Annotated in this window: 15 protein-coding genes; 14 read left to right on the top strand and 1 reads right to left on the bottom strand. The window is 45.1% G+C overall.

Annotated elements, in window-relative coordinates; genetic code table 11:
* Positions 1-89 precede the first annotated feature (89 nt).
* The 8 genes from sleB (at position 90) to fni (ending at position 7,151) form a co-directional block, all read left to right on the top strand.
* Positions 90-911: a spore cortex-lytic enzyme gene (gene sleB / locus BN1765_RS12505; RefSeq protein ID WP_390621199.1), complete on the top strand. Its 822-nt coding sequence runs from the start codon at positions 90-92 to the stop codon at positions 909-911.
* A gap of 14 nt (positions 912-925) precedes the next feature.
* Positions 926-2,272 (top strand): germination protein YpeB, encoded by a 1,347-nt coding sequence (gene ypeB, locus BN1765_RS12500; protein WP_050615449.1) that lies wholly within the window; start codon positions 926-928, stop codon positions 2,270-2,272.
* A gap of 128 nt (positions 2,273-2,400) precedes the next feature.
* Complete coding sequence (locus BN1765_RS12495) at positions 2,401-3,054, top strand: flagellar brake protein (protein WP_069203087.1); 654 nt, start codon at positions 2,401-2,403, stop codon at positions 3,052-3,054.
* A 3-nt stretch (positions 3,055-3,057) separates the two neighbouring features.
* Positions 3,058-3,312, top strand: a complete 255-nt coding sequence (locus BN1765_RS12490; protein ID WP_187119446.1) for a DUF5359 family protein — start codon at positions 3,058-3,060, stop codon at positions 3,310-3,312.
* Between the two features lie 147 nt (positions 3,313-3,459).
* A complete protein-coding gene (gene cmk, locus BN1765_RS12485) occupies positions 3,460-4,134 on the top strand; it encodes a (d)CMP kinase (RefSeq protein WP_050615446.1) in 675 nt (224 codons plus the stop codon).
* A gap of 1 nt (position 4,135) precedes the next feature.
* Positions 4,136-4,723, top strand: coding sequence for a lysophospholipid acyltransferase family protein (locus BN1765_RS12480; protein ID WP_050615445.1), 588 nt, complete (start codon positions 4,136-4,138; stop codon positions 4,721-4,723).
* A gap of 206 nt (positions 4,724-4,929) precedes the next feature.
* Positions 4,930-6,060, top strand: coding sequence for a 30S ribosomal protein S1 (gene rpsA / locus BN1765_RS12475; RefSeq protein ID WP_050615444.1), 1,131 nt, complete (start codon positions 4,930-4,932; stop codon positions 6,058-6,060).
* Between the two features lie 14 nt (positions 6,061-6,074).
* The gene (gene fni / locus BN1765_RS12470; RefSeq protein WP_050615443.1) at positions 6,075-7,151 is read left to right on the top strand and encodes a type 2 isopentenyl-diphosphate Delta-isomerase; all 1,077 of its coding nucleotides are present in this window, start codon (positions 6,075-6,077) and stop codon (positions 7,149-7,151) included.
* A 149-nt stretch (positions 7,152-7,300) separates the two neighbouring features.
* Here the strand turns inward: fni and BN1765_RS19335 are convergent, their stop codons facing one another.
* Positions 7,301-7,438, bottom strand: a complete 138-nt coding sequence (locus tag BN1765_RS19335) for a YpzI family protein (protein ID WP_069203027.1) — start codon at positions 7,436-7,438, stop codon at positions 7,301-7,303.
* A 111-nt stretch (positions 7,439-7,549) separates the two neighbouring features.
* Here BN1765_RS19335 and BN1765_RS12465 point away from each other — a divergent pair, with 111 nt between their 5' ends.
* The 6 genes from BN1765_RS12465 (at position 7,550) to BN1765_RS12440 (ending at position 12,316) form a co-directional block, all read left to right on the top strand.
* Positions 7,550-8,146, top strand: a complete 597-nt coding sequence (locus BN1765_RS12465) for a YphA family membrane protein (protein ID WP_050615442.1) — start codon at positions 7,550-7,552, stop codon at positions 8,144-8,146.
* Between the two features lie 4 nt (positions 8,147-8,150).
* Complete coding sequence (locus tag BN1765_RS12460) at positions 8,151-9,041, top strand: YIEGIA family protein (RefSeq protein ID WP_050615441.1); 891 nt, start codon at positions 8,151-8,153, stop codon at positions 9,039-9,041.
* Entirely contained in the window at positions 9,041-9,226 is a 186-nt protein-coding gene (locus BN1765_RS12455) for a capping complex subunit for YIEGIA (RefSeq protein WP_050615440.1), read from the top strand. Before BN1765_RS12460 ends, BN1765_RS12455 begins: the two co-directional genes overlap by 1 nt.
* A 204-nt stretch (positions 9,227-9,430) precedes the next feature.
* A complete protein-coding gene (der, locus tag BN1765_RS12450) occupies positions 9,431-10,741 on the top strand; it encodes a ribosome biogenesis GTPase Der (protein ID WP_050615439.1) in 1,311 nt (436 codons plus the stop codon).
* 16 nt (positions 10,742-10,757) lie between these two features.
* Positions 10,758-11,801 (top strand): NAD(P)H-dependent glycerol-3-phosphate dehydrogenase, encoded by a 1,044-nt coding sequence (locus BN1765_RS12445; protein ID WP_050616760.1) that lies wholly within the window; start codon positions 10,758-10,760, stop codon positions 11,799-11,801.
* A 317-nt stretch (positions 11,802-12,118) separates the two neighbouring features.
* Positions 12,119-12,316 (top strand): DUF2768 domain-containing protein, encoded by a 198-nt coding sequence (locus BN1765_RS12440; RefSeq protein ID WP_050615438.1) that lies wholly within the window; start codon positions 12,119-12,121, stop codon positions 12,314-12,316.
* Positions 12,317-12,330 lie beyond the last annotated feature (14 nt).

Here is a 12,330-nt window from a genome sequence, read left to right as displayed (position 1 = left end):
GGAATTATTCCGTATAAAAACGGCCTGATTGAAAAAAATAGGGATACTTCCATTATTACTATTGTTAGGAGTGTTCCTTAGTGAAATTTATATTAAGTAAGCATCTTCGTTTGGCATGCCTTAGCTTGATGTTAGCCGGGGCGTTTTTGATGGGGCCCAGTGGCGCGGGCGCTTTTTCTCCCCAGGTCATCCAGAAAGGGGCTACAGGCGATGACGTAGTCGAACTTCAGGCGAGGCTCCAGAATATCGGTTTTTATCATGGAAAAATCGATGGTGTATTCGGTTGGGGTACATACTGGGCATTGCGCAACTTCCAGAATGATTTCGGTTTGCCGATCGACGGCTTGGCGGGTTCCGCTACCAAGGCTAAATTGGTGAAAGCTTCGCATTTCAACAGGGAATTTGTGCATGGCCAGATCAACAAAGGAAATGAGTTTACGTATTACGGCAACGTGCCGATCGAAAAGCAAATAAAGCCAAGAAAACAAACAGGGACAGCCAATAAGCAACCTGCTTCAACGAAAAAAAATACAGCCCAAAATATTCCGGCCGGTTTTTCGGAAAATGATATTCAGTTGTTGTCAGCGGCGGTATTCGGTGAAGCACGCGGTGAACCGTATGAAGGACAGGTGGCTGTAGCTGCGGTAATCCTGAACAGGCTGGAAAGCCCTTCATTCCCGAATAGCATATCCGGGATTGTCTTTGAACCTTTAGCCTTCACGGCAGTGGCGGATGGCCAAATTTATCTGCAGCCCGATGAAACCGCCAGAAAAGCAGTAATCGATGCCATTAATGGGATGGATCCTTCTGAGAACGCAACGTACTATTTCAACCCGGAGACTGCAACAAGCAAATGGATCTGGTCCCGTCCGCAAATCAAGAAAATTGGTAAGCATATATTTTGCAAGTAAGAGGAGCGAAAAGTATGGCTAAAAATATTATTATTGCCCTTTTGGCTATAGCCGTGGCAGGAACAGGCTTTTACGGCTATAAAGAGCATAGAGAAAAGAACGCAGTATTGGTGCAGGCAGAGAATAATTACCAAAGGGCTTTCCATGACCTATCTTATCAAATGGACCTTCTGAATGATAAGATCGGGACTACGCTGGCCATGAATACAAGAAAATCGCTATCCCCCGCCTTAACGGATGTGTGGAGAATCACTTCTGAAGCGCAGAGCGATGTCGGCCAGCTGCCTTTGACACTGATGACATTCAACCAGACTGAAGAATTCCTGAACAATATCGGCAACTTTAGCTATCGCACAGCGGTAAGGGATCTGGAAAAAGAACCTTTATCCGAGGAAGAGTACAGCACGTTGCAGAGACTGTATAAACAATCAGCCGAAATCCAGAACGATCTGCGCCAAGTGCAGGCAAATGTGATGGCCAATAATCTGCGCTGGACAGATGTGGAGCGGGCCATGAATACAGGCAACTCACCGAAGGATAATTCGATTGTAGATGGCTTCAATATGGTTGAGAAGAAAGTCGGCGGTTATGCAGAGGCTTCGCAATTTGGCCCGTCATTCGTTGCCCACAAGGAAAAGGATGAACAATACCGCCAAATAAAAGGCAAAGAGATCACTAAGGAAGAAGCAGTGAAAATCGCCAGAAAACTGGTTCCGAACAGCTCTTCGGCCCAAGCAACTGTCGTTGAAAACAGAAAGGGATCCGATTTCCCTTTTTACAGCGTAACGCTGAAAGACACTAATTCAGACCAAGTAAGCACTGTCGATTTAACAAAGAAGGTCGGTTATCCGATTATTTATATGAACAACCGTGACGTGAAGGAAGCGAACATCAGTTTGAATGAAGCTGAGAAAAAGGCGAAGAGTGTACTTGATAAGCAACACTTCACGTCTATGGAGATGTATGAAAGCTCCCAATATGATTCAGTGGCGATCTTCAATTTTGTGCATGTTGAAAAGGGTGTCCGTGTTTATACCGATTCCATCAAGGTCAAAATAGCACTGGATGACGGAGGCCTCATTGGCTATTCGGCGGAAAATTATTTGAAGACCAATAAAGAGAGAAAATTGGATAAGCCGAAGCTTTCATTAGAAGAAGCGAAAAAGAAATTGCATAATAAAGTCAAATTGATGGAAAACCGCCTTGCAATCATCACTGACCCGGGTGGAAAAGAAGTATTGTGCTATGAACTGCTGGGAGTCATGAACAATGAAACATACCGGATTTTCATCAATGCAGATAATGGCGATGAGGAATTGGTTGAAAAGTTGAATGAAAGCGAAGCGGTCAGCTCTCTATGACGGAATTCCAAGAAAGGAAAAGTGTTTTTCAATACTTTTCCTTTTTTGGATTGTCTGTCATAATAAAGATAGTGCAAACGATGCGTGCCATATTACATATATCAATTGGGGAAGAGTGGGAGATTAGAATGAAGGTCGGAGATCGCCTTGTATTAGAGAAAAAAGGCGCAGGGACAGTGGAAAAGTACAAATCAAAAATCTTGGAGATGACAAGGGGAAGCATTTTTATTGATTATCCTTTAAATACGAAGACGAATAAAACCGCTTTTTTGGTGGACGGAACTAAATTGAAGGCGACTTATGTCGGACAGGAAGATGTAGCTTATTATTTTTCGACTGAAGTAATAGGGAAAAGAAAAGCGGCTATACCGCTGATTCAATTAAGCTGCCCTCCCGAGGACCAGCACCAGAAGATACAGCGCAGGGAATATGTAAGAATTGAAACGAATGTGGATGCGGCGGTGCATAGCGCGAATCATGAATTCCTCCCTTTTACAACGGTATCAGAGGATATCAGCGCAGGCGGTGCGGCTTTGCTAGTGCCGAAGCAAGTGCAGGTGAAGGAAAATAGCATGGTCTCCGTATGGATGGCCCTCCCGGCGAGAACAGGGGAAATAAACTACGTGAAGGTGGAAAGCCAGGTGGTCCGGTTGATTGATCGGCCCCAGGGGAATCACCGAATTATGACGCTGCAATTCCATGACCTGTCCGATAAAGAGCGCCAGCAGTTAATCCGATTCTGTTTCGAGAAGCAGTTGGAGCAACGGAAAACGAGAGATTGATGTATGGCATTCCGTCTAAACGACCAAACTAATCACCAAAAAGGTGACAAGAAGATGAGACGGATAGAAAGATGGTTGATTAAGCTTATATTGATCCAATTTGCCTTCCTTGTATTTTTTCAGTTTGGCTTTCATCGTGCCGGCACATTCGAAGAATGGAAGAGACTTTCCTTATACGAAGGCGTCTACTTGGATCATTATGAAAAAATTGCCGAGGTTTTCGATGCGCAGCTGAAATCCTCCGCCGGCATGAAATAACTTCAACTTTATGGCTCCGTTTTTTTCTTAGAGCCCCCTGGCTGCGGGAAAATAGCATAAGTGCTGTAAACGACCTGTGCACACTGTTTATTTATGATAGAATAAAGGGTGAATTTTATTTATGGTGTAACAGTTACAGGAGGAAATATGGGAAAAAACATTTCAATCGCAATCGATGGACCTGCCGCAGCCGGGAAAAGTACAGTGGCCAAAATTGTGGCAGAACATTTTTCATACGTTTACGTAGATACGGGTGCTATGTACCGGGCACTAACATTAAAAGCTTTAAAACAATCAGTGGATGTGGAGGATGAAGAAGCGCTATACCATTGCCTGCTTAATAGCGAAATCGTGCTGGAACCGGGTATCCAAGGCCAAATGGTATTCCTTGACGGCAAAGATGTGTCCAAGGAAATACGTATGGCGGAAGTGACAAGCAACGTATCCGCCGTGTCCAAGCATGCTTCAGTGCGCCGAGAAATGGTGCTGAAACAGCAAGCAATGGCTGAAAAAGGCGGAATCGTCATGGATGGCCGCGACATCGGTACGCATGTATTGCCGAACGCGGAGCTCAAGGTATTTCTCATTGCGTCCGTCGATGAGCGCGCAAAACGCCGCCATGCGGAAAATCAGGCGAAAGGATTCCCGTCCGACCTTGAGACGCTTAAATCCGAAATCGCAGCCCGCGATAAATATGATTCTGAGCGGGAAGTCTCTCCATTGCGCAAAGCGGATGACGCCATCGAAATTGATACGACTTCTTTAAGCATAGACGAAACAGCAAAGCGCATCATATCTCTTATTAAGGAAAGGGCCTTGTGATATGACCTTTTATAATTTTGCCAAAAATGTCGTCTATGCTGTGTTGAAGCCAATTTATCGCTTTGAGGTGATCGGCCGGGAGAATTTTCCGAAAGAAGGGGGAGTTCTTCTCTGTTCCAATCACATCGACAATCTGGATCCGCCGGTAGTCGGGGCCAATGTTCCCCGTCCGGTCCACTTCATGGCGAAAGAGGAACTGTTTTCCGTACCGGTCCTCAAAAAATTGATGCCACATATCAATGCTTTTCCGGTTAAAAGAGGGATGAGCGACCGGGAGGCGTTGCGTACGGCGCTCAAGTTGCTCAAGGATGGGAAAGTTGTGGGGCTGTTCCCTGAGGGTACCCGTTCCAAGACCGGCGAACTAGGAAAAGGGCTGGCTGGTGCAGGCTTCTTTGCTCTGCGGACGGACGCGGCGGTTGTGCCATGTGCGGTAATCGGCCCTTATAAGGCTTTCAGAAGATTGAAGATTGTCTATGGCGAGCCAATCGATTTTTCCAAATATAAGGAAGAAGGCGTAAAAATGCACGCAGAGCAGGCAACAGAAATCATAATGGAACATATTGCCACGCTAATTAGGGAGAATAAATAAGCCGTTTCTCTTGACAAAAAGAGTAAATTATAAGAATTTTATTTATAAGGATATTTATTCCTAACAAATTATGACCGCTACGGAATAATGTTGTGGTTGCTATTAATAATTGCGCATTTTATGTTTGAACCTAGCAATAATAGGATATAGCATGGTTAATAGTATATATTAAACCTTTCAGCAGTCATGGGTAAGGAGGAGTACATATGAATGAAGAACAATATGAAGTAAAAGATTATAAAGTTGGCGATCATGTAACAGGTACCGTTACTAAGGTAGAAGACAAACAGGTGTATGTTGATGTAGCCGATAGTAAAATTGACGGTATTATTCCGATCAGTGAATTAAGCAGCTTGCATGTTGAGAAAGCATCTGATGTCATTTCTGAAGGCGAAGAGTTGGAGCTTGAAGTGACAAAGGTGGAAGAAGAAAGCTTGATCCTATCTAAACGTAAGGTGGAAGCCCATAAAGCATGGGAAAGATTATATAAACAATTTGAAGACGGAGAAATCATTGAAACTGAGATTAAGGATGTCGTAAAGGGCGGCCTTGTTGTTGACTTGGGCGTTCGCGGTTTCGTTCCTGCTTCATTAGTGGAAGATTATTATGTAGAGGACTTTTCTGACTATAAAGGGAAAACCCTCAGCTTTAAGATCGTTGAAATCGATCAGGAAAATAACCGCCTGATCCTTTCCCACCGTGCAGTGGTACAAGACGAAAAGAATAAGACTAAACAAAGCCGCCTGGAAGAAATCGAAGCGGGCCAAGTGCTTAAAGGGACTGTCCAACGATTGACTGATTTCGGTGCTTTTGTTGATATCGGAGGCATCGACGGCCTTGTCCATGTATCGCAATTATCGCATGAGCATGTAGAAAAGCCGTCCGATGTTGTCAGCGAAGGCCAAGAAGTGCAAGTGAAGGTTCTTTCCGTGGATCGCGACAATGAGCGCATTTCACTTTCCATCAAGGAAACATTGCCTGGACCTTGGGAAAACATCAGCGAAAAAGCACCAAAAGGCTCTGTTCAGGAAGGGATTGTACGCCGCTTAGTTTCCTTCGGTGCGTTTGTGGAAATCTTCCCTGGCGTGGAAGGATTGGTACACATTTCCCAAATTTCCCACAAACATATTGGCACTCCGCATGAAGTGCTTTCTGAAGGCGAGAAGGTGAAAGTAAAAGTGCTTGACGTCAATGAAGATGAAGAGCGCCTGTCCTTGAGCATTAAAGATCTTCAAGAAAAAGAGCCGCAAGACCATGATTACGAACTTCCGGAAGAAACAACAGGCTTTTCTTTCAGCGATGTAATCGGTGATCAGTTAAAAAAATTAAGAGATTAAAATGGTGATAAAATTTGTCAAGAACACAACGTAAGTTAGAGCATATTGAATACGCCCTTAAAACCGGCCAAAGTAGGTTGACAGGGTTGGATGATATCTCTTTTGTTCATATGAGCTTACCGCAAATGTCTCTTGATGAAGCTAGCCTTTCTGTAAAATTGGGTGAACTTACTTTAAGTTCACCCTTTTTTATAAATGCCATGACGGGCGGGGGCGGCCAAGAGACAGAAAACATCAACCGTGATATGGCAATCGCCGCGCGAGAGACAGGGATCGCCATGTCAGTCGGTTCCCAGATGGCCGCATTAAAGGATAAAACGCAGGCCGCTACCTATAAAATTGTCCGAAAAGAGAACCCCAAGGGAATCATCATCGGAAATATCGGCGGGGAAGCAACCGTTGACCAAGCGAGACAAGCAGTTGACCTATTGGAAGCGGATGCTTTGCAAATCCATCTGAATGTTATTCAGGAGCTTGTCATGCCTGAGGGGGACAGAGATTTCACGGCTATCCTGCACAATATAGAAGCAATCAATGAAAAAATCGATGTGCCAATTATTGTGAAGGAAGTTGGCTTTGGCATGAGCAAAGAAACGGTCGAAACATTGTCTGGAATAGGCGTTAGATATGTGGATGTGGGTGGATTCGGCGGCACCAATTTTGCGGCCATCGAGAACCACCGGAGAAGCCGGATGCTTTCTTATTTCAATAATTGGGGCATTCCTACCGCTGTATCCGTCCGGGAGGCAGCGAGCGTGCAGGGAATGACTGTCCTGGCTTCTGGCGGCATTCAGCATGCTTTGGATGCTGCAAAATGTCTTGCGCTTGGAGCCAAAGGAGTCGGCATGGCAGGCCGTTTGTTAAAAGTCTATAAAGATAACGGCCTGGAATCGCTTATTGAAGAAATCCATTTTTTGCATGAAGATTTGATGATGATCATGACTGCTTTGGGAATAAAGACATTGGTGGATTTTCCCGACGCTAAGCTTGTGATTTCCGGCCCGACCTATCATTGGCTGTCACAAAGGCAGATGGGCTTTTCGGGCTTGCACGGGCAGGCACCAATGGCGGGAATACAAAAGAATGATTAATAGGAAAGGCGGTCCCTGTAGCCAGGGGCCGTCTTTTTGCTGCTTCCACGTTTTATGGCGAGGAAGAAGGATGCTTCCTGAATCATTAAATCAATCTATAAACTATACTAAGAAACAGAGAAGGCCCCCTGCCTTGGGGGCTTTCCGGCTTAATTATGTTGATTGATTTTCCTTGCTTCTGCTGGTGTATCAAGGACAGTAGCTCCATCGTGGTGCAAAGACTGGTCACGGTCTGACTCGACTCTTTTGCTTTGCTTCAGCTTTTTCTCCTGGCGATCTTTTCCCATAAGCTGCACCTCCTACGTTAAATGTCATGGTAGCTTGCCTGAAAATATTATGCGCCTTCCGGTTTTATCAGCCGGAAAGCTGACCATACTGAATCTGAAAGGAGTGTTTGTATGGAAGGTTTGATATTTGTATGGAGTTGCTGGCTGTTGCTCATTTTATTCGTTTTTTTCTTCCACACTAAAGTTCCATCCTCCTTCAGCATACATTTATTATGTCTCTTGTTCCTCTCTCAATTCACGTTGGGCGATGATCGCCTGACTGTAAACGCAGCAGCGCTTTATGTCGTTCTGGTGCTCTGCTTTTATATGTCTGTTTTACGGTTCAAAGCAATGAACATGCAGATTATGGCTTCCATTACGATTGCACTCTGCTTAGGCAGCTATGAATTATTCCGTATGATGGAACCCATCACATTTCTATGGATGCCTGACTGGTCAATTGCGGTACCCATGGTGCTGATCAGCATAATCATGTTAAAAGACAGCAAACAGCGTATGCTAGCCCTTATGATGGGGATGATTGTACATGAGGTACTATTTTTGCTTCTATATGGGCGTTTCGGCATTATATATCCGGTTTTCTCGCTGTCATGGCTGGACCGAGCGGCAAGTGTGACGCTCTGCTATCTTGTGTTTGCGCTATGCCAATTATCAGCATTCCGTTTGATGAACTCTAGTAAATTAATTCAGCATAAGAAAGAGGTATGACCAGATGCATGCATATTTTTGGCCCATTGTTGTTGGCGCGCTAGCCGGCATTATAACCCGTTTATTCATGTTAAAAAGCGATTACCGCCAGTATCCCACCTATCTGCACGGCAAAATCATCCACTTGGCGTTAGGGGTGATTGCCGCTGGTTTGGGTAGTATTGTTGTGCCCGCCCTCTTATTGGAGGAATACACGGCTATCACCTTCCTGACGGTTGCCGCTTCCCAGTTCCGCGAGGTTCGCAATATGGAAAGAAACACGCTCACTGGCCTTGACGAATATGAACTTGTCAAAAGGGGCAATACGTATATCGAAGGTATTGCCATTGCGTTTGAAGGACGCAATTATCTCGTCATCTTTACATCTATACTGGTGACTGCTGCTTATATTTTTTTCAATGTTTGGGTTGCCCTTGCCGCCATGGTCGCCTGCATAATCATTTCCAAAATGCTGATGTCCGGCTCGACATTAAGGGACCTGGTCGATATCGAATACTGTGAACTGCGCTTCGATGGAGCGGGCTTATATATCGACAATATTTATATTATGAATATCGGTATTCCGGAAAGGCAGGAAGAGATCCTCCGCCACGGCCTAGGTTTTATCCTTAAGCCGAAGAACTTCAATGTCCGGACAACAATCTCCAATCTTGGGCAGCGGCAGGCGATTCTCCATGATTGCTCGGTTGCTCTTGGTGTATACAGAGATTCGGGCACACCTGCGCTCGTTCCCCTTGCGAAAAGGGACTTGGACGATGGCCGAGTGGGAGTCTTCATTATTCCGCAGGAGAGAAATATTCAGAAGGCGATCAAAGTGATCGGAAATGTGCCAACTTTGGAAAATGCCATCCGCCTGCCGAGCAAAATCGATAAAGAAAAGGAAGGGTTGCTCTAATGGTGTTAGAAAAATATATTCTGGCAGCCGTCACTACTGCCAAACAAAAAGTTCCTATCGCCCCGGCACTCTTCTATTGTGATACAATAGAAGAAATGGATACTTTCGCCGTTAACCTCGAAGCGATTCTCGACGGAATCGCACATAAATTATCGGACGATGTGTACATAATTGTGAAACATTAGGCATCCGCCGGTATGGATGTTATTGTTGGAAACAAAAAAATTTGGTACTATAGGATAGTTGCACCCTTCTTATTTTAAGAAGGGTTGTTTTGCAGGGCGAGAAGTTAAATGAAAATAAGAAATGTGTCAGAAGCACTGAACTAATAATCATTTCCTTCCAAAAAAATAAAGTGTCCATAGATGATAAATGAAAGGATGATGATCATGCCAAAACCTGTAGTTGCCATAGTGGGTAGACCTAACGTTGGTAAATCAACAATCTTCAATCGGATTGTAGGAGAAAGAGTATCGATTGTGGAAGACATACCAGGAGTGACCAGAGACCGGATCTACAGTTCCGGTGAATGGCTTAATCATGATTTTAATATAATTGATACCGGTGGAATTGATTTAGGGGACGAGCCGTTCCTTGAGCAAATCCGCCAACAAGCGGAAATCGCCATTGACGAAGCGGACGTCATTATTTTTATGACGAACGGCCGTGAAGGGGTTACCGCTGCTGATGAAGAAGTGGCAAAAATCCTTTACCGTTCGAAAAAGCCGGTCGTGCTGGCGGTAAATAAAGTCGATAACCCTGAAATGCGCGACCAAATTTACGATTTTTATGCCCTTGGTTTTGGCGAGCCTTTCCCGATTTCCGGAACGCATGGCCTAGGCCTTGGGGATTTGTTGGATGAAGCAGCCAAGCATTTCCCTTCACAGGGCGGCCAAGATTATGACGAAGGTGTCATTAAGTTTTCTTTGATCGGGCGTCCGAATGTAGGGAAATCTTCACTTGTTAATGCCTTGCTTGGCGAGGAACGTGTAATCGTCAGCGATATTGAAGGCACAACCCGGGATGCGATCGATTCCCCTTATAAGTACAATGGCAAAGAATATGTCATTATCGATACCGCCGGGATGCGCAAAAAGGGCAAGGTATACGAAAGCACAGAAAAATACAGCGTTCTTCGTGCATTGCGTGCGATCGAGCGTTCCGATGTGGTGCTCGTTGTCCTGAACGCGGAGGAAGGAATCCGCGAGCAGGATAAGAAAATCGCAGGTTATGCTCATGAAGCTGGGCGTGCGATCATTATTGTCGTGAATAAATGGGATGCGATCGAAAAAGATGAAAAGACCATGAAGGATTTTGAACAGCAAATTCGCGATCATTTCCTTTTCCTTGATTATGCGCCGATTATTTTCTTGTCGGCCAAAACAAAAAAACGGATTCATACGTTGGTGCCTGTCATCGATCGGGTGAGTGAAAACCATGCATTGCGGGTACAGACTAATATCCTGAATGAAGTCATCATGGATGCTGTCGCTATGAATCCAACGCCGACCCATAAAGGCCAGCGCCTGAAAATTTATTATACGACGCAAGTGGCGGTTAAGCCGCCGACCTTTGTTGTCTTTGTGAATGATCCAGAACTGCTGCATTTCTCATATTCGAGATTTCTTGAAAACCGAATCCGTGACGCCTTTGATTTCGAAGGTACACCGATTAAAATCTATGCAAGAAAAAGAAAATAAGAAAGTAGTGATGAACATGGAGAAACAGAAAAAAGTGGCAGTTGCCGGAGCAGGCAGTTGGGGAACTGCGCTGGCAATGGTCCTTGCTGACAATGGCTGCGATGTGAGATTGTGGGGAAACAAACCTGCCCAGATTGAAGAGATTAACGGCAAACATACGAATGAGGCGTATTTGCCGGGAGTCACCCTTCCGGAAAACATTGTAGGGCACTCGTCGCTTGATAAAGCGCTTGAAGGCGTCGATACAGTTATCGTGGCTGTGCCCACGAAAGCAATCCGCGATGTGGTCAAGCAGATCAATGAAGCTGCTAAGCAGCCGCTGACAGTAGTGCATGTAAGCAAAGGGATTGAGCCGGGAACACTCATGAGGATCTCCGAAATGATCGAAGAAGAGGGCGATGCCGCCGTTGTCAAGGATGTGGTTGTTCTTGCGGGTCCTAGCCATGCTGAAGAAGTGAGCTTGCGCCATCCGACAACTGTAACGGTCTCTTCAAAGAACATGGAAGCTGCAAAGAGTGTCCAAGATCTGTTCATCAATCACAATTTCCGGGTTTACACAAATCCTGACCTAGTGGGAGTGGAAATCGGCACCGCCTTGAAGAACATCATTGCGCTTGCTGCCGGTATCACAGATGGCCTGGGCTACGGGGATAATGCCAAGGCAGCCCTTATGACCCGGGGGTTGGCTGAAATAGCCCGCCTCGGCACCGTGATGGGGGCCAATCCGCTCACGTTTGCCGGTCTGACTGGCGTCGGCGATCTAATTGTCACCTGTACGAGCGTCCATTCACGCAACTGGCGTGCGGGCAACATGCTCGGCAAAGGGCAAAAACTCGATGATGTCCTTGAAAACATGGGAATGGTGGTCGAAGGTGTACGCACTACGAAAGCCGCCTACCAGCTGGCTGAGAAGTACAATGTGAAAATGCCGATCACCATGGCATTGTACGGCGTTTTGTTTGACGGCAAAGACGTCCGGGATGCAGTAGATTCTCTTATGTCCCGTGACAAGAAGTCGGAAATGGATGATTTAGTGAATATCCTGCAGGAAAGCAAGTAATCTTTGCCGGAAAATCACACCGACGCGGGCACCTGCTTTACCAAGAATGCATATGATGCATGGTAATGCACAGATAAAAGTGATAGACCTGGAAGGAATATGGATTTTAGTCGATTGACAGGGAAAAGTAATTTGCTTTTCCCTGTTTTTTTATGTCCATGAGGGGATGGAGTGTGCCGTAGCCGGAAAAATTTCTTTTTAAACAGGTAATTATGCAAGTATTGCATTCATTCATGTAAATTTTATACTATAATGGAAAAGATGGCCGGTGTGCGTTTTTGGTTATTCAGTAATTATTTGGGGGAGTGACACTAAGGATGACGCCAGGATTGCAAAAAATGTGGATATCGTTTATAGCGATGGGATTTATGATTATCTCGCTATTCAGCATTTATTTCAGCCGCTATAAGTTGAAAGGTTTTTTTAAGATTGTTACGGCTGTTATTGCCTACATATTGATGGTATTGGCAGGGCTTATTATTCTGTTTGTCGTGCTTAGCGGGCCTACAAACTAAGAAAAGATGGGGAT

Source organism: Bacillus testis (assembly GCF_001243895.1).
GTDB lineage: Bacteria > Bacillota > Bacilli > Bacillales > DSM-1321 > Bacillus_AD > Bacillus_AD testis.
The sequence above is the reverse complement of the archived record's forward strand: the minus strand, read 5'-3'. Positions and strand labels throughout refer to the sequence as shown.